At 27.0% G+C, this 18,407-nt stretch carries 20 protein-coding genes, 1 tRNA gene and 1 other annotated feature; of the genes, 13 read left to right on the top strand and 8 right to left on the bottom strand.

Annotated features, from left to right (window positions below; translation table 11 throughout):
• Both CLPU_RS13315 and CLPU_RS13310 read right to left on the bottom strand, forming a co-directional pair.
• Window positions 1–799 (bottom strand): NCS2 family permease (locus CLPU_RS13315; RefSeq protein WP_131701618.1); only part of this gene is annotated, 799 nt, incomplete at its 3' end.
• An 813-nt stretch (window positions 800–1,612) separates the two neighbouring features.
• The gene (locus CLPU_RS13310; protein WP_050356164.1) at window positions 1,613–1,804 is read right to left on the bottom strand and encodes a hypothetical protein; all 192 of its coding nucleotides are present in this window, start codon (window positions 1,802–1,804) and stop codon (window positions 1,613–1,615) included.
• 187 nt (window positions 1,805–1,991) lie between these two features.
• On the opposite strand from CLPU_RS13310, the gene CLPU_RS13305 reads away from it, so the two are divergent.
• Entirely contained in the window at window positions 1,992–2,417 is a 426-nt protein-coding gene (locus tag CLPU_RS13305) for a hypothetical protein (protein ID WP_050356163.1), read from the top strand.
• Window positions 2,418–2,506: 89 nt separating this feature from the next.
• On the opposite strand, the gene CLPU_RS13300 is transcribed toward CLPU_RS13305, so the two are convergent.
• The gene (locus tag CLPU_RS13300; RefSeq protein ID WP_268760476.1) at window positions 2,507–2,932 is read right to left on the bottom strand and encodes a sulfurtransferase; all 426 of its coding nucleotides are present in this window, start codon (window positions 2,930–2,932) and stop codon (window positions 2,507–2,509) included.
• Between the two features lie 90 nt (window positions 2,933–3,022).
• Entirely contained in the window at window positions 3,023–3,892 is an 870-nt protein-coding gene (locus CLPU_RS16815; protein WP_162198918.1) for a rhodanese-like domain-containing protein, read from the bottom strand.
• A 315-nt stretch (window positions 3,893–4,207) separates the two neighbouring features.
• Window positions 4,208–4,412 (top strand) — a binding site (T-box leader).
• Window positions 4,413–4,572: 160 nt separating this feature from the next.
• Between CLPU_RS16815 and serS the strand changes: the two genes are divergently transcribed.
• The 3 genes from serS (at window position 4,573) to CLPU_RS13285 (ending at window position 7,708) form a co-directional block, all read left to right on the top strand.
• A complete protein-coding gene (gene serS / locus CLPU_RS13295; RefSeq protein ID WP_050356162.1) occupies window positions 4,573–5,850 on the top strand; it encodes a serine--tRNA ligase in 1,278 nt (425 codons plus the stop codon).
• A 520-nt stretch (window positions 5,851–6,370) separates the two neighbouring features.
• Entirely contained in the window at window positions 6,371–7,537 is a 1,167-nt protein-coding gene (locus tag CLPU_RS13290; protein ID WP_050356161.1) for a D-alanyl-D-alanine carboxypeptidase family protein, read from the top strand.
• Between the two features lie 94 nt (window positions 7,538–7,631).
• Window positions 7,632–7,708 (top strand) — tRNA-Arg (locus tag CLPU_RS13285).
• 139 nt (window positions 7,709–7,847) lie between these two features.
• Here CLPU_RS13285 and CLPU_RS16810 read toward each other — a convergent pair.
• Window positions 7,848–8,039, bottom strand: coding sequence for a tyrosine-type recombinase/integrase (locus CLPU_RS16810; protein WP_082154239.1), 192 nt, complete (start codon window positions 8,037–8,039; stop codon window positions 7,848–7,850).
• 126 nt (window positions 8,040–8,165) lie between these two features.
• Window positions 8,166–8,456 carry a tyrosine-type recombinase/integrase gene (locus CLPU_RS18290; protein WP_082154238.1) on the bottom strand — a complete coding sequence of 97 codons (291 nt, stop codon included), beginning with the start codon at window positions 8,454–8,456 and terminating at the stop codon, window positions 8,166–8,168.
• Between the two features lie 81 nt (window positions 8,457–8,537).
• On the opposite strand from CLPU_RS18290, the gene CLPU_RS17330 reads away from it, so the two are divergent.
• Window positions 8,538–8,678, top strand: a complete 141-nt coding sequence (locus CLPU_RS17330; protein WP_157857736.1) for a hypothetical protein — start codon at window positions 8,538–8,540, stop codon at window positions 8,676–8,678.
• Between the two features lie 257 nt (window positions 8,679–8,935).
• Here the strand turns inward: CLPU_RS17330 and CLPU_RS13280 are convergent, their stop codons facing one another.
• Window positions 8,936–10,018, bottom strand: coding sequence for an ABC transporter substrate-binding protein (locus CLPU_RS13280; RefSeq protein ID WP_050356160.1), 1,083 nt, complete (start codon window positions 10,016–10,018; stop codon window positions 8,936–8,938).
• A 362-nt stretch (window positions 10,019–10,380) separates the two neighbouring features.
• Between CLPU_RS13280 and CLPU_RS13275 the strand changes: the two genes are divergently transcribed.
• The 5 genes from CLPU_RS13275 (at window position 10,381) to CLPU_RS13255 (ending at window position 14,627) form a co-directional block, all read left to right on the top strand.
• Window positions 10,381–11,304, top strand: coding sequence for a hypothetical protein (locus tag CLPU_RS13275; protein WP_050356159.1), 924 nt, complete (start codon window positions 10,381–10,383; stop codon window positions 11,302–11,304).
• 398 nt (window positions 11,305–11,702) lie between these two features.
• Window positions 11,703–12,278 (top strand): hypothetical protein, encoded by a 576-nt coding sequence (locus CLPU_RS13270; protein WP_050356158.1) that lies wholly within the window; start codon window positions 11,703–11,705, stop codon window positions 12,276–12,278.
• Between the two features lie 17 nt (window positions 12,279–12,295).
• Complete coding sequence (locus CLPU_RS13265; RefSeq protein WP_050356157.1) at window positions 12,296–12,532, top strand: hypothetical protein; 237 nt, start codon at window positions 12,296–12,298, stop codon at window positions 12,530–12,532.
• Window positions 12,533–12,940: 408 nt separating this feature from the next.
• Window positions 12,941–13,177 carry a hypothetical protein gene (locus CLPU_RS13260; RefSeq protein ID WP_050356156.1) on the top strand — a complete coding sequence of 79 codons (237 nt, stop codon included), beginning with the start codon at window positions 12,941–12,943 and terminating at the stop codon, window positions 13,175–13,177.
• Window positions 13,178–13,442: 265 nt separating this feature from the next.
• Window positions 13,443–14,627 (top strand): radical SAM/SPASM domain-containing protein, encoded by a 1,185-nt coding sequence (locus tag CLPU_RS13255; protein ID WP_050356155.1) that lies wholly within the window; start codon window positions 13,443–13,445, stop codon window positions 14,625–14,627.
• Window positions 14,628–14,809: 182 nt separating this feature from the next.
• On the opposite strand, the gene CLPU_RS13250 is transcribed toward CLPU_RS13255, so the two are convergent.
• A complete protein-coding gene (locus CLPU_RS13250) occupies window positions 14,810–15,508 on the bottom strand; it encodes a pirin family protein (RefSeq protein ID WP_050356154.1) in 699 nt (232 codons plus the stop codon).
• 247 nt (window positions 15,509–15,755) lie between these two features.
• Between CLPU_RS13250 and CLPU_RS13245 the strand changes: the two genes are divergently transcribed.
• The 3 genes from CLPU_RS13245 to CLPU_RS13235 all read left to right on the top strand — a co-directional run bounded on the left by CLPU_RS13245 (window position 15,756) and on the right by CLPU_RS13235 (window position 18,178).
• Window positions 15,756–16,391 (top strand): FMN-dependent NADH-azoreductase, encoded by a 636-nt coding sequence (locus tag CLPU_RS13245; protein ID WP_050356166.1) that lies wholly within the window; start codon window positions 15,756–15,758, stop codon window positions 16,389–16,391.
• Between the two features lie 194 nt (window positions 16,392–16,585).
• Window positions 16,586–17,038 carry a tRNA adenosine(34) deaminase TadA gene (tadA, locus tag CLPU_RS13240; protein WP_050356153.1) on the top strand — a complete coding sequence of 151 codons (453 nt, stop codon included), beginning with the start codon at window positions 16,586–16,588 and terminating at the stop codon, window positions 17,036–17,038.
• Between the two features lie 90 nt (window positions 17,039–17,128).
• Window positions 17,129–18,178 (top strand): hypothetical protein, encoded by a 1,050-nt coding sequence (locus CLPU_RS13235; protein WP_050356152.1) that lies wholly within the window; start codon window positions 17,129–17,131, stop codon window positions 18,176–18,178.
• Window positions 18,179–18,407 lie beyond the last annotated feature (229 nt).

Here is an 18,407-nt window from a genome sequence, read left to right as displayed (position 1 = left end):
CTATTGTATCAAATATAGCAACAAATAAGAATGTAAATACAGCTACACCCATATCGATTGTTAAAATTTGATCCCATCCAACAAATTTTAACGCAGTTGGTGCAACTGATGGTGGTAAACTTACTATACTACTTGGTAATTGAGTAACACCAAAAGGAATACCTATTATAGTTGTAGCAACAATACCTATTAACAGTGCCCCTTTAACATTCTTATACATTAATACACCAGTGATAACAATTCCTATAAGTGCAATAAATACTGCAGGATCTTTTAATACCCCTATTTCAAGAATTGCTCCACCTGCTTTTACTATACCCGCATTTTTAAGCCCTATGAATGTAATAAATAAACCAATACCTGAAATCATCGCCATTTTTAAGTTATGAGGAATGGCATCAAACAATGCTTCCCTAATTCTCAATACAGTTAGTAGCACAAGAATAATTCCTGCAATAAGACCTGCCGTTAAAGCAAATTCCCACGACTTTTTCATTCCTATTACTACAGAGAATGCAAAGAATGAGTTTAACCCCATTGATGGTGCTAATCCAAATGGATAGTTACCTAAAATACCCGCTAACGCTGTTGCTATTAGTGCAGATAATACTGTTGCTGTAAAAACAGCTTGTTTAGGCATTCCAACTTCACCAAGATTACCTGGAATAACTGCAAGTAGATAAGCTATAGTCATGAAAGTGGTAATACCAGCAAAAATTTCTGTCTTTACATTAGAATTTCTTTCTGACACTTTAAAAGTTTTGTCTAAAAATCCAGTACTTGTTGCTTTACTACTCATAAAATGACCCCCTTAAAATATTTAGTTTTGTTGGTACAGATAAAATATCCTCCTTTTGCATACTATCCAGAATAGATCAGTATGCCGAAATATAATTTTATGCTTATGTTAACAGCATAAAACGTTTGCCTTGTGACTTAAAAAATAATATATTAAAAGTATATTGATATACCTAAAATATATTACTATTTTCAGAAACAAAACACATATCAAATAAATAGAAAAATGTGTAAAACGCTTTATAAGTACATAGTATCACATTATTAAATTTATGTATAGTGTAAATAATTCAATAAATAAGTATATGTTTTCATATATTAAGATTATATTACGATAGTATAGAAAACCTTAATATCTCTATCTAATACTATTCATCTTTATCTATACTACTTGTAAAAATTTAAGTTCTATGTCTATGACATGAAGGATAATTATACACTATTAAAATGTAAGTATTGAAGTGTATAATTATTTGAGTTTTTTTGGAAAGATAAAAACATTATTCTAATATTTAATTTTAAACATATTTTATTTAAAATAATTATAGAATGTGAAATGAATGAAGAGTTTATAATTTAATAATTATACTGAGTTAATTATAAGTAAAGATTTGAATATCATAGGAAGAAAAAATTTTTATAAACTTAATGTAAGAGAATAAGTAGAAATGAAAACTAAAAAATATCTACATTAACTTAAAAACTATATAAATTAAGTTAATGTAGATATTTAAATATTAATAATAATTTTAAAAATTATTATATTCAATAGAATAAGCTTATTTTACAGTCGATTTAACTTGCTTTGTAACCATTATCTATTTTTCATAAGTTCTATTTCCCTTATAGACATATCATCTAAGATTTTAGCCTTTTTCGAGACATCGCTTCTACTTATAATTTCTTTATCTACTAGAACCTCTATTAGGCTAGCTATAGCCAAAGCATTTTTGTAATCGATGTCTTTCATATTACCTATTTGAGCTAAAATATCAATATCATACATGATCAATACCCCCAAAGTACTTAATTATATTTTTATTATTGACAAGCTTTAGTCATATATACAATTGAATGTAAATATATAGATCTAAGTTTTTAGAAAAGTTATTATGAGTAAATTAATATAGTTTGGTATAATAAAACTGTTCTACTTTAAAGCTTGATAAAAATAAATATAAGGGGTTGTAATAATGAAAAAGGTTATAAAAAGAAGCTTAAATATAGTACTGATTATATTACAGTTAATATCCATTTTAGGAGTTATAATATTACAATACTTATCTACTAGAAAAATGGGAGTAGCTCAGTATCTATCTTATAAAAATATTAAATTTAAAGAACAATTATTTAGACATGAGTTTCTTAATATATATAAGATAGTTTTAATAGTAATATTGATTGTTTCTATAATACTACTATTTTATAAATTAGCAAGATCTAAAAGTAGAAAGTTAAATAAAGGTTTGATAATTGTTCCTTTACTATCAGTAATAGGAATAGGATTTATATTATTCACTAATTCTATGGAGTTGAGAGGTTACTACTTTTTCATCATTGCTATATTTTTAAATATTGTAATTCAGACTTTTAGAAGTATAGCTCTAAAAGATAGATAAAACTATTATAAATAAATAACCCATAATTTAATCAAATGCAAGATATATGCAAAATAGGTTAAATCATGGGTTATTATTTATTTATCTATTTATTTTTTTCTTGGATCGCCCTTTTGAACAGGATTGTTTTTGTCCATAGACCAAAGGAACCAGCCACCATCATAAACATTGATATTTGGCCAATCCATTAAATAAGCTATAAACCATGTTTCAGCTGCTCTCCATCCAGTTCCACAGTAGAAACTAACTTCTTTATCGGAAGTTATACCCCATTCTTCCCACATCTTAACTATCTCTGGGTAGCTTCTTAATGTTCCATCTACGTCTTCAAAATCTTCCATATCATTAGAACTAGAACCAGCATGTCCCCAAACAGCACCTTTAGGTTCACCAGTTTCTTTTATATAATCATAACCACTTATTTTACCAATAAATTCGTCCCAACTTCTGATACTCGCTAAAACAAAATTTGGATCTTTTTGTTTTTCAAGTACATCTTTAGGGAGTGGAAGAATATATTCAGGATGTTGAGGTATTTTTAAGCCAAAATCTTTAATAGGAGTAGGAGTATTATTCTTTGTTTCAGTTTTAAATCCTGCGTCTTTCTAAGCTTTTAAATTTCCATTTAGTAATCTAACATCTTTAACACCAGCCCACATCATAGCTAAAGCTCCTCTAGCTCCTTCCATAGTATTTTCACTATAAAGAATAACAGTAGTATCAGGAGTTATACCAAACTTTTTCAATGTCTTTTCTATTTTAGATACAGGTCCAATATTCCAATCTGATTCACTTTCTATTTCGTTTGTATCTAAATGTACAGTACCAGGAATATGTCCAGAAGTATAATATTTTGATGGACGTCCCCAACTTGTTTCAATTATTAAATATCCTTTACCAGGATAGGTTTCTGGATTTTTATCGTTAATTAAATCGTTTACCCATTCAGGATAGACTAACTTTTCATAATTAGGTAGAGCATCCATTGGTAGAGATTCATTGTTTGCCCATTCATCTAACTTATCGTAAACCAGAATATTTGAGTAGTTTAATTCGTTTAACTTTGAAGCCATCTTCTTACTTTCATTATTATCACTATGATAAAGAACGATAGTTTTATCAGATGTGATACCTTTTTTCTTTAATAAACTTGATAATTTATCACCTTTTACTTCTTTAAGCCATGTTGTAGGAAAATGGACTGAGTTTTTAATATGACCTCCTCTAGAGATACCATCGATTTTCCATCCATTAAACGCTTCATCTTTTCTTAAATCTACAATAACATAGTTTTGATTTGTTAAATTATCTTTTAACTCATTGGTATCAATAGTTTTTGCTGAATATGTTTTAGTAGGTTCCTTTTTATCCTTTTCGGATGTGTTATCTTTTGAACTAGTACCACAAGCAGTTAAAAATAAAAAACAAAGCAAAGATACAAGAACTAATAAAATAGAACGAGTTTTTTTATACATATGCATTCTTCCTTTCGTTAGTATTAATTTAATTGAAAATTTAACATGTATAGTATATACTTGACTAAAAGTAGTTTCTAATTGAAAAAATTAATAGTTAATGATAATTAAATAGAATATTTCAATTTGATATTGTATAAACTATAAGATATAATTTTTCATTTATAAATTACTATCTAAAAAGAAGATAGATAAACACTATAAAATTCAAAATAAGTTAAATATAATAATTAAGTTTAGATAATACTAAATATAAATGATTTAAAGAATTGAAAGACGATTAAGGTTATGGTATAATCATCATTAACCATATATTTATATGCAATGAAAGGAAATAGTAGATACATTGATATCTTAAGAGAGTCAATGGTAGGTGAGAATTGATGTTATTGAGTATCGAATCCGTCCTAGAGCATTTTATCGAAGAGATAAAACCCCAGCAGTGGGATATTCTGCACAGAGTGAACTTTTATATAAAGGTTAACTAGGGTGGCAACGCGGGCAATCTCTCGTCCCTAATTTTTTTAGGGATGGGAGTTTTTTATTTTTTGTAACTTATAAGTTAAATAAACTATAAAATACTAAATAGTTACTTTCAAAATTGCAAATTAGTATTAATTTAAAACTAGCTAAGTTGCTTTAAATAATATTAAAATTATCTGAGAAAAGGAGGAATATTTATGCTAGACATTAAAAGAATAAGACTTAATCCTGAAGAAGTTAAGAAAGAACTAGGAAAAAGAGGCGGAGAATTTGAAATTGATAAAGTATTAGAATTAGATGAAAAAAGAAGAACTGTATTAGTTGAAGTTGAAGAAATGAAAGCTAAACAAAATCAAGTATCAAAAGAAATACCAAAACTGAAAAAAGAGGGCAAAGATGTTTCTTCAGTTTTAAGTGAAATGAAAGAACTATCTAACAAAATAGGTGAAAAGGATAATGAAGTAAAAGGAATAGAGAAAGAATTAAATGATATACTGCTTACTATACCTAATATTCCAAATCCAAACATAACTGTAGGAGCTAGTGACGAAGAAAATAAAGAAATCAGAAAATGGGGAGAACCAACTAAATTTAACTTTGAACCTAAAGCACACTGGGATTTGGGCACTGATTTAGATATATTAGACTTTGAGAGAGCTTCAAAAATAACTGGGGCAAGATTTACAGTATTTAAGGGAGATGGATCAAAGCTTGAAAGAGCTTTAATAAACTTTATGTTAAATCTTCATACAGAAGAACACGGATATACAGAGATATCACCACCTTTTATTGTAAATAGACAAAGTATGATTGGTACAGGACAGTTACCTAAATTTGAAGAAGATGCTTTTAAAATACCAGAAAAAGATTTCTTTTTAATACCTACAGCAGAAGTTCCAGTAACTAATCTTCATAGAGATGAGATATTGGATGAAGAACAATTACCAATATACTACACAGCCTATACTCCTTGCTTTAGGCAAGAAGCTGGATCAGCTGGAAGGGATACAAGAGGTGTTATCAGAAATCATCAGTTCGATAAAGTTGAATTAGTTAAGCTTTCAAAGCGAGAAACATCATATGATGAATTAGAGACTCTAACAAATAATGCTGAAAAAGTTCTTCAACTTTTAAATATACCATATAGAGTAGTAGAATTGTGTACTGGAGATATAGGATTTTCTTCAGCAAAGACATATGACATTGAAGTGTGGATGCCAAGTTATAATAGATATGTGGAGATATCTTCTTGCAGTAACTTCGAAGATTTCCAAGCAAGAAGAGCTAATTTAAGATATAGATCAAAAGAAACTGGAAAAGTAGAATACGTTCATACATTAAATGGATCAGGATTAGCAGCAGGAAGAACTTTAGCTGCATTACTAGAAAACTACCAACAAGAAGATGGATCTATATTAGTTCCAGAGGTATTAAGACCATTTTTAGGTGGAAAAGAAAGAATAGAGAAAAAATAATGTAATTAACTAAATATATAGTAAGTAAAAACAAAGAAGTAGTAAAGAATATATATTCTTTACTACTTCTTTGTTTTTTTATAATTATAAGAGTTTAACATTATATAATCAAAAATAAAAAGTATAAAGTATTAGGAGTGAATGTTTTTATATTTATACCTCTTAGAATATAAAATATTCATCTAATTATGCATTTGTATAATTTACATTATTATGAATAATATTAGTATATTAGATTTATTTTAATAAATAAGGTAAAGTTTTCTTGTAGTTAAGATAAAAAACTATTGAATATCATAACAACTAAAAATTAACAATATAATTATTTAAGAGATAGATGAGTTTCTATGAAAAAAATGATAGTATTTCTAAATAAAAAATAAAGGATTCTGAATATTTGTAAATAAAAAGTAACTACTAAAATTAATAAAATTTGATATAATGTAACATATTATGCAAACTAGAAATTCTAAAAATATTAAGTTGAAAAACTATTTTATATGCTTTAAGGAGAACTAAAATGAAGAGGACACTATCTATAACACTTATTTTAATTCTAATTTTTTCAGGAATCGGATATGCTCAAAATAATGATAATGGAGAAAATACGATTACAGCTACTATACAGTCGTCTCTACTAGGAGATTATGAAACTGGTGATATTATTTTTGAAAAAAATGCTGATGCTAAATTAGAGGTAGCTAGTATAACTAAACTTATGACTTACTTAGTAGCTATGGATGAAATATCAAAGGGAAATAAAAGTTTAAAAGACGAAGTAACTATAAGTAAAAGGGCTGCATCACTGAAGGGCTCAAGCTTTAAGTTAAAAGAAGGAGAAAAAATTAAAGTAAGTACACTTTTGGAATCTATAATGATAGTTTCTGCAAACGATTCTTGTATAGCTATAGCAGAATATATATCTGGCAGTGAAGAGAAATTTCTAAAACTAATGAATGACAAGGCTGAAGAACTTGGACTAAAAAAAACACACTTTGTAACAGTTAATGGGTACCCAAGAGAAGATAAAGCAGAGAACACTATGAGTCCTAGAGATATATTCAAACTTTCAAGACATATACTAAAGAAATATCCACAAATAATAGATATAACAAGCAAGGACAAACTGGTAATTCCAGAAAGAGAATTTGAACATATAAATACTAATCCTCTGATGGGGGTGGTTAGTGGTGTAGATGGACTTAAAACCGGATACACTGATAGAGCAGGTCTTTGCTTAGTATCAACTTTAGAAGTTAAAAAAGATAAAAAAAATCCTTATAGACTAATAGGAATAACTATGGGAAGTAAAACAGAAGAAGAAAGAAAAATAAGAGGTACAAAACTATTAAATGAGGGAATAAAAAATTACTCAAAAAAACAAATATTGAATAAAAATACTTTTATAAAGAAAGTAAATATACCAAATAGTAGAGATGAAGTTAATGAACTATATCCTAAAGAAAATGTATATGGATTGGTAGGAAATCATGATACTGTAAAAAAAGAAGTTATAATAAATGAAGGACTAGAAGCTCCTATTAAAAAAGGAGATATAATAGGAAAAGCTATATTAAGATATGGAAATGTGAAAAAAGAAATACCTTTAACAGTTAACGAAGATGTTAAAAAAACTAACATACTAAGTAGATTTTTTACGAGTGTAAAAAATTTTATAAGCTTATAATACTTATATAAAAAATACAGGCTATGATTGGTATAAATAGTGATTTGACAAATAAAACTAATTGATATAAAATACAAATACCTAGTGCTTGTATGCTCTCGTAGCTCAGCAGGATAGAGCAACGCCCTCCTAAGGCGTGTGTCGGGGGTTCGATTCCTCTCGAGAGCACCAACAAAGTATTAAGCACCTTGGTATGACTCGTTTCTGTAAAAGATAATAAAAATTTTATTATAAAAAAATAATAAATTCGTGCAGTAGTTGTGCAGTAGAAAAAATAATCAACGAAAGTTAATAACGTTAGTTAATGTTATTAAGCAAATAGATGATTTATTTTATCTACGTCAACTACTTTTTTATTTTCCATAACATGAGTATATATGTTCATAGTTGTATTAATATCACTATGACCTAAAAGCTCCTTTACAGTATTAGGAGGAACATCAGCTTCAAATAAACGTGTAGTATAAGTATGCCTTAATGAATGAAATTTTTTATATCCAATATTACCTCTCTTTAAAAAGTTTAGAGTGGGACCTAATTACATTTCTTACATCTAGGGGTTTCCCTATTTCGGTACAAAATACATAATTACTATCTATATATAATTCTCCAGCTTTAAGCTTTTCTTCTAGCTGGTTTTTTTATGAATAGATAATTCTTTTAAAATATTTTTTTGGATTGGTACGGTTCTTATGCTACTTTCAGTTTTAGGAGACTGCTCTATTACTACTGATTCTCTATTTTCATTCTTAGAAATTTTAGTAACTTTTTTTAAAGATTTACTTAAAGATAAAGCAGATTTTTCAAAGTCTATATCTTCCCATTTTAGTGCTACTATCTTACCTATTCTTAGCTCTGTTCCGAGGGCTGTTAAGAATAGAGCTTTTAATCTATGCGTATTTGTATTTATTGTATCTATAAATTTTTTGTTCTTCTATAGTAAATACACTGATTTCTTTTTTCCCAACAGCCTTAGGTAGATTACATTATTACAATAGTTTTGAGCTATATATCATTTTTATTAGAAACTTCCACTTCTATAAGTGGAAGTAGTTCAGTAAAAGATACTAACTTTATAGAAGATATTTTGAGAGCTTATGCAGATGGTATAGCATTAGCGTTAAATTTAAAGAAGAAATAAAAAGACTAGGATTAACTTCCTAATCTTTTTATTTCTTCATCACAAAATAACTTTTTATTTTTAATTTTAAGATATTTGTTTTTTGCCTTCAATGAATAGATTACTAAATAGTATTAAACGTTTATATAGGCGTTTAATAGCTAGTAACAATATTATTCTTTTACCATTTTATAATAATTATATAAAATAACTAAGATTAATATTTATTTATATAATGTTGAGTTTATAGGTTATTTTTTATATAGATTAATATAATTTTAATTATTTTTTTGTGGATTTATCTCTTTATTCCATCGCTTCGTCCATCTATCCATTGACTCATTAATATATTTTAAATCTACTGTTTTTAGTCCTTTTATAGTTTCTTCACCATAGATAGTCCACTTTGCCTGTTCTTCTGTTAGTTTTACATCTTTATTGACAGGCGATTCTACCCTATCAATAGCTTGAGCTTTTTGAACTTCCTCACTTAATAGCCAATCTATAAATTCTTCTGCTAATTCCTTATTCTTTGTGCCTTTTACTATATTTACTGTTTCCATTAATGCATAAGAACCTTCTTTTGGGTGAACCCACTTGACATTAGGAACATGCTGTCTTGCTATTTCTATATCATAGTTATAAATATCCATAACTTCAATTTCTCCCGAACCAAATTCATTCATAATTTCAGCATATTTTTTAGTATAAAATTTTACTCCGTGTTCACTTATTTCTTTTAACTTTTCAAATGCTTTATCTTCATTTTGTTTAATATCTACATTCGCTTGTTCTGCCGCAATCATTAAGAGAAATGGGCCTGCTCCAACAGTAATGTCACTTAGTGCAATTTTACCTCTTAATTCTGGTCGCCACAAGTCACTCCAAGACGTAATCGGTTCTTTTACTTTATCCGGATTATATGCCAAACCATAACTTGATATAGCATACGCTGGGCCGTAATCTTTGCCTAAAGGTTCTTTAAATACATCATAAAGTTTATCCATATTGGGTATATTTTTACGATTTATTTTTTCAAATAATCCTTTTTCTACACCTTGCATAGCATAATAATCCGTAAGAAATACTACATCAGGCTTTTTCTTTTTGCTATCTTTCTTTAATTTTTTAAATCTTTGGGAATTAGTTCCAAGTTCAAGTACAATTTTTATATTATGCTTTTCTTCAAATGGTTGAAAAATATTTTTTCTGTACATATCTTCAAAAGATTCAAATGTTGATATAACTAATGTTTTTTCTCTTTTATTAATAGCTTCTTCAGTTTGACATCCTGTTAACCCTAATGTTAAAACTAAAAAAGCTAATATAATTAAACTTATTCTTTTTCTTAGTTTTTTCATTTTATCCTCCTTTATCTGTTAAATTAATAATTTATAATAAGTATTTGTTATATATAACATATAGTACCATATATATACAATTATTCAAAATATATCAATTCAAAAAATATATTAATACAAAAAAATAGGAGGGATACTTCACTGCTTTTTTTATTTTTAATTACTTACATTAAGGACATATTTCCATTTAAAGTTTCTACATAGAAGTTAAATCCAACACTTTTTCATTTAGGTTTAAAAATACCTTGTTAATCATAAAAATTAACATTAAAAGCCTTTATTATGACAAAAATAAACAAATTTTTTAATGATATTATGGTACAATTTGTTAGATAAAAAAATAATAATTAGGGGTAAGAAATATGAGAAAAATATTAAGCTTCGTAATTACTATAATAATGACAATGCAAATTGGAAGCTATTCATATGCAAATGAAAACTATGAATGTTCAGATGGAAGGCCTAAGTCATATCCAAGTAAAATTTCTCCATATGCAAATGGAAGGCCTACATCATATCCAAATGACCATCCTTTATATACTTGGGGTGCAGCTCCATATCAAGCTTTAAAAGGTAGTAGACCATTTATGAATTCAAATGTTCGTAATAATTTAGGATCATACTATTATATGTATACAGGAAATAGTACTACATATAGTCAAGCCCATGGAACTGTGAATTTAAAAAAAATAAATTTTGACAATAAAAATCTAAGAAATGCTTATATATCTTTTGGAATCTACGGTCATAATGAAAGCACTTTAGATTTTGGACTTATAAATACTGGATCTGGATGGAAAGGATATTACTATGTTCCTAAGCTTGGAGCTGAAAAAGATTGGTGGGAAGATTCTGAAGGAGTGAATAATGCTGATAGTGTAACTTTTGATATAGGATTTCATCCAACTAATCAAGATATAGTAACAGGATATTTTGAATTTAAAGACGCAGCAGGAAAGGTAATTAAGAAAGTATATAAAGAAGTTAATGTAAGTGGAGTATTCCAAAAGAAAGATGGAAAACCAGTATGCGGGTTTTATCGTTTTGTATCGTTGATTCCAAAACATGGAGTATTAGACAATAATAAAGATGGATCATATCTGACTAATATTGATTTTTCTGCATTACAGTTATACAATACAGTAGAGAAAAAATACAATAATTGGAATATGAGAACAGGGATTGTAGAACAAGCATTCATTGTAAAGCCAGATAATATTAGTTTTGCCACATATCCTTATACTGGGTTAGGGATTGTTGACAGTACATCAATTAGTTATAGATAGTATTAAATTAATGTGAATTATAAGAATATGAAAATGGCAAGTAATGAGCAAAACACTTTAACTACTTGCTATTTTTTTATGGAATTACTGTTATATGTATCCTTAAGTTTACCTTTAAGATAATTATAATAGTAATTAAAAATAACCCTAATTTAAAATAGCTATAAATGTAAAAAAATCATGTAGTAATAGTAAAGTAAAATAAGATCTAGTGTATTAATATAAGGCACTAGCTTTTTTACATAAATAAATAATTTAATATTCATCTTTAAACATTTTATAGAAAATAAAAAAATAAATATATTTCTACAAATTACGACAAAATCTCAATAATACTATATGCTAATATCAAACATATATATAATAAATTTTATAATAATATACATGGGAAGGTTTATATGATTAAACACAGTAATTTAAAATTCAAATTTATATCTATTTTTTTAAGCTCTATAATAATTTTTTTGTTTATAATTAATTATCAAGGATTTACTAATGGGAATGAATCTGAAATTGAAGTAAAGCTATCTAAACAATCAGATCAATTGTCTCAAGACCAAATAAAGCATAAATCTTCTAAAATAATAGCTAATAATAATGGATTTTTTTTATGTGAATTTAGTTATGTTGTACAGGTGGTTAGAGAAAATGGAGAGACCAACTTTTATTGGAAGATAGGACATCCTATGCATAATACGAAAGGCTATATATTAGAAACTATAGATAATCAGAAGCGTTTAGATGCATATAAAAGTGCAGTGGATTACATAAGAATAAATGAAATAGTAATTATGAGTATTGTTGGTGTAGTGCTTGTAGGAGTTGTTATGTTAATGCAAAAAAGTTCAAAAAATTCTCAAAATACTATCACTGTAATAATGATATGTGCTTTGTGTATGATTTCTATATTTCTTATTATTAATATCATACTTACTATTAAAAAACTATCATATTATTATGCAGTATTGTCATAGAAAGTGGGTAAATTGAGATGACATTATTAAACGATCAGTTTTATATTATTCATGCGATTACATTTATAGGATTATTATTAGCTATTACAGATTCTTTCATAACTCAAATATCAACAAATATAAAGAATAAAGAAGAAACTTCTAAAACAATAAAGAAGTATTTAATATATCTAGGTGTGGTTTTATTTTGGTTAATAGTAGTAATTATGTTTGAAATTCGTAGCTATAATAAAATGCAAGAATTTCTTAGATAAATAATATTACTAACTATAGAGTCTTTATAAAATTAAATTAATATGCAAAATTATAAATTAAAAAATTTAGGTTATTATGTAAGAATCTAAAATGTTTTAGCTAGTTTTATCGAAACTGTTTACTAAGATTAGTAAATATAGGATAATATGTACAAGGTTATTAATAAAGTAAACTTTTACGTAATTACCCATTTTAAATAACCTATAAAGAGCCGCTAGGCTCTTTTTTTATGCAAAAAAACATTGGATATTTTACATTTATTAAAGATCAATAACTTTTAAGATGATATTTGTTATTAGTGTATATATTGTACTACCTATGTTTTGATTAAGCTCCTATTATTGGGTTTTATTATGCATATTTCATAGGATATTGAGAAAAATAAAACCTAAATGGAGGTGAAAAAGATGAGTAAGAAGATGCTAATTAATATAAAACAATTAGAAGATGTTGAAGCAGAATGTAACAGTATGACTGATGGTAGTCAAAGCTTTATTTCACAAGATAATTCATTTACGTTTGTAATTGATGAAGAATCAGGTAATATCGAACCGATAAACAACTTTGCTAGATGTTTATGTAAGTGTAATATTACCAGCAGTTGCGGAGGCGGTGGAGGTGGCGGTAAAAGCTTAGAAGTATAAATGGAGTAGAAGCTCTAGAAAAGTAGACTTAGTATAATTGAAGGTAAGAAGATAAAAAGATAAATATTCTTATATATTTTTTTACTAGGTCTACTAAATATATATAAGTTTGTTCTTATGAAAGATAAAGTTAGAAATAGTAAGGAGGAGTATTATCATAGAACAGTTTGAAAATTTAGTTTTACCACATCATTCTTCATTCAAAACATATAGAAACCAAAATGATTATTTCATTATAGAGCCTGAAGTTAATTTTTGGTTTAGATTGTCTTCATCACAGCTTTTAGGACTTAAACTACTAGATGGACAATCAACAGTACATGAATTAATACATAAGATAAATGTTTCTATTCCAGATTCTCTACAAGAATCATACATTCAGCTTGTTAAAAATATTGCTTTAAACTATCCAACTGAAATTAATGAGATTGAGAAAGCATCAAAGGTATCTACACTATATCTCGTGCTAACTGACAAATGTAATTCTAAATGTTTATATTGTTTTCGTGATATAAATAATTCTTCAGATTGTTTGAGTAAGGATGACATAAAGAAAGTTATTACATCATTTAAGAATATATCTGATGATAATCCTGATATTGTTTATACAGGTGGAGAACCATGCTTGTTTTCAGACTTAATGGAAATTGCCAGTTATGCAAAGCAAATAGGCATTAAAAATACTCTTCAAACGAATGGATTACTCATTAGTCAAGAAAATATTTCTTCATATGCTGACTTATTTGATACAGTACAGATGAGTTTGGATTCTACAAATGAAGAAATGAATGATTGGTTAAGAGGAAAAAAAGGACATTATAAAGCAGTCTCTAATGCAGTAGATTTATTGTTAAAGCACAATGTAAAGGTGAGACTAGCTGCAACTGTTACAAAGAAAAACTTTTATGATATTTTAAATATTAATAAAGAATTTCCAGAAGTTAAGTTCCAGTTTACTCCTATGCTTAAGATTGGAAAAGGTAAAGAAGTAGCATCAATGGCATTTACACCAGAAGAATTTATCGAACATATAACTAATTTACCTGAGAAAGACAACATTTTGTTAACTGATAACATTTATAAAATTGGAACAAAGGCACAGATATGTGGTGCGGGAACATCAGTTCTTAGTATTTCATCAGATGGTAATGTTTATCCTTGTCAAATGTTACATCATGATGATTTTAGTTGTGGAAATATAAAAAATGATTCGTTAGAAAATATTTATAATACTTCAAAAATAATAAATGAATTTAGAAATCTTGAAGTTGATGGAGTATATGGCTGTAAAGATTGTGATATTCGTTATATTTGCGGAGGGGGATGTAGAGCTAATAGCTTTTGGATGGATAATGATATATTAGGTAAAGATTATTTTTGTAAATATAATGAACAAGTATACTTTTATAACTTAATGAAGATGTTTAAAAAAGTTACAATTAAAAATTAGGACATAGTGAGATTTAAACTAAAAAATATATTTCACCATATTAGGAACTTAATATAATTAATGACTACTATAAAATAAGTAATAGAAACCTCCTTTGATAAATTTTTAAAAAAGCTATTTATTAAAAGGAGGTTCACCTTTATTATTAATTTTTTAGACTGCTAAATTGTAAATATATTTTTTTAGCTTTTTTTCATTTCAATTAAGAGTAAATGAGAAGTTTCAATTGATTTTATATGAATATCTTCTTCTATTATCTCCATAGCATCTTTTGAATTCATATCTATATTGTTTATTGTTGAATTACCTTCTATTTGGACTAGATATGCCTGCCTTCCTTTATCTATAGAAAAGTCTATACTTTTACCTGAATCTAATTCTAGTACATAAAAGTTTATATCTTGATTTATCTTTACTGGAGCATTCCCATCTTTACTTGAAATAATATGGAGCCATTTGTTTTCTCTATCTTCCCAGGGAAATATATAATCACCATAGTTTGGTGTGAGATTTTTCTCATTAGGATAAACCCATATTTGTAATAATCTAAGAGGAGTGCTTCCTAGATTATGTTCACTATGATATACTCCTGTTCCAGCACTCATATATTGCACATTTCCTCTTGAAAGAGTTCTTTCGTTATTCATACTATCTTTATGAGTTAGTTCACCATCTATTATATAAGTTACAATTTCCATATCTTTATGTGGGTGAGTATCAAATCCTGTATTTGGTTGAATAAGATCATCATTTATAACTCTTAATACTCCAAAATCTATATTATCTGGATTAAAATATTCTGCAAAAGAAAAATGAAATGTACTTTTTAACCATCCTAAATCACTTTTACCCATATTTCTGCTATCTATTTTATTTAACATAATTATTCCTCCATTAATATTCTATAGTTGTTAAAAATTTTAGTTATTTTATATTTACCCTAGTAATAAAAATAAATACAAAAAATAATAATTAGTAAAAGTTTCACAATAAATTATAAGGGGTATAAAAAAACTGAAAGTCAAATCGGTAAAGTAGAGAATAACAGTTCAAATGTATTATAAAAGTAAGTGTTAAAGCAAATAATATATAATACTAAATTTTATAAAATAGAAGGGAAAGATGAATATGTCAAAAATATTGTATATAACATCAAATCCAAAATCAGTGGAGCAGTCTTATAGTTTAACAGTAGGGGAGGCTTTTTTAGAAGAATATAAGAAATTAAATCCAAATGACGAAATCATAAATTTAGATCTTTATAAGACGTATGTTCCTTATATAGATGAAGACGTTTTTAATGCTTGGGGAAAACTTTCACAAGGTACAGACTTTAATAGCTTAAGTGAAGAAGAAAAGAAAAAAGTGAGTGGAATAGATAAACTTACTGATCAGTTTATAGATGCTGATAAATACGTGTTTGTTACTCCACTATGGAACTTTGGATTTCCTCCTATAATGAAAGCATACATAGATACTATATGCATAGCAAAGAAAACATTTAAGTATACTGAAAATGGACCTGTTGGATTATTACATGGTAGAAAAGCACTTCATATACAAGCTTCAGGAAGTGTATTTTCAGAAGGAGACTATTCACAATTTGAACATGGGAATTCTCATATGAAAACTATATTAAATTTTGTAGGGATTACTGATATAGAAACCATATTAGTTGAAGGAATAGCTCAAATGCCGGATAAGGCAGAAGAAATTAAGAATAATTCTATATTAAAAGCTAAAGAAGTTGCTAGCAGATTTTAAAGTGTTTGATTATGAAAAATATTTGTAGATATTAAAATAAATCGACAATGACTAATAAGCATGTTAAAATATAAAATATTATATTAAACTGATGTTAATAATAGGTATAAAGTTATGCATAACTTTATACCTATTATTATTTAAATATAGTTTTAGTAAGTTTACTATAACTTAATTTGTTAAGGGTGAAAAATATGGATGATTATTATTATATGAGGTTAGCGTTAGATGAAGCTCGTAAGGCAAAAGAAATAGGAGAGGTTCCAGTAGGGGCAATTATAGTTAAAAATGGAGAAGTTATATCTAGAGGATATAATATGAGAGAAACTTTAAAAGATCCTACAGCTCATGCGGAGATTATAGCTATAAAAAAAGCTAGTAATATTTTAGGTGGGTGGAGACTTATAGGATGTACTTTGTATGTTACTATAGAGCCTTGCCCTATGTGTGCAGGTGCTATAGTTAATTCAAGAATTGAAAGATTAGTTATAGGATCTAAAGATTTAAAGATGGGTGGATGTGGTTCAGTTTTAAATATAGTACAAAATGATAAGCTTAATCATAGATTAGATGTAACTTGGAATGTATTGCAAAATCAATGTTCTGATATTATTAAAGATTTTTTTAAAGATTTAAGAAAGAAATAAATATACATTAAAAATTAAGATATATAACATAAATTGTCTATTTGCCTCATATGTATAGAAAGCAAAAGGAGAGAAAGGAATAGGTAATTTATGCTGAATTATAAAAAGTACATAAAAAAAAGATTAACTATTGTTATAATAGTAGCAATAATATTAGCTGTATATGGAATTATGTTCTATAAAGATGAGGGATATCAAATAGGGGCATACATACACACAAGAGATATAAAAGTAGAGGATGTACATACCTTAACTTCTCTAAACTTAGATAAAGACTCTTATGATGAAAGATTTCAAAGGCCTTCCAAAGAAGCTTCTATGAAACTTAAATATGAATTTAAGGATTATAATGAAAGCAAAAATAATGTACCAAAAGGCTATCCTATAAAATACACATCTCCAGTAGATTTAATACAAGCTTACTATTCAATACTAAAAGAGGCATCTAATATGGAAGGGTTTCATGGAGGATGTGGTACAGTAGGATTTGGTGAGATACCTTATCCATTTGCTTATAATCTTCTTAGTAAAGAGACTAAAAAAAATATTTCTTTAAAAGAGTTTAAGGAATCTTTTAAGGGAACAGGTCATACAACATTATTAAAGCTTTTACCTTTAAATGAACTTGATGATACATCTAAAGTACAACATTATATTGTAGAAATAGAAACTATAACTGGTAAACCTATTAAAGATAATATAAAGAAAAGAACACCTACATATTTTTCATACTATTATGGAATTGTGACTACTAAATATGATGAAAAGGAAGGATGGAAAATACAGTCCATAGACTACATACCAGAAGACTTCTTATGTGCACCATATCATAGATGGCAATGGGATAGTAAACTATTTGTAGAAACCGTTTATAAAGATTTATATTCAATAGTTGATGAAATAATTAATATAGAACAAGATGGAGACTATATAAAGATTTATGCTAAAGGTGGAAATAATGAATATAGATTTGACTTTATAAGATTAACTAATGGAGAAGATATATTATTACATGAATATATGAAATCTAATGAGAATTGGGAAGAAGTTGATCTATTAAAGAATGATCATAAAAAGTTTAAATTAAGTTATCATAATTTTAAACTAGAGAAACAAAAAAAGAACGGTACAAAAAAGTAGCTATTTCTAATTAGAAATAGCTACTTTTTTATTTTTGAGATGATATTGAAGCTTAAGGTATTAGCTTAAAGCTAGTATTATTCAAATTAAATATAAATAAAATCAACAAAGAATGCATTATAGAGCTTTAGGAGAAAAAACAGTAGTTATAAAAAAGATTATTAAATAGACTATTTTTAATTTTTTAAGAAGTTACACATAAAATTTTTCTGAAAAGGGACATATGTCC

This window comes from Gottschalkia purinilytica, from assembly GCF_001190785.1.
Classification (GTDB): Bacteria; Bacillota; Clostridia; order Tissierellales; family Gottschalkiaceae; genus Gottschalkia_A; species Gottschalkia_A purinilytica.
The sequence above is the reverse complement of the archived record's forward strand: the minus strand, read 5'-3'. Positions and strand labels throughout refer to the sequence as shown.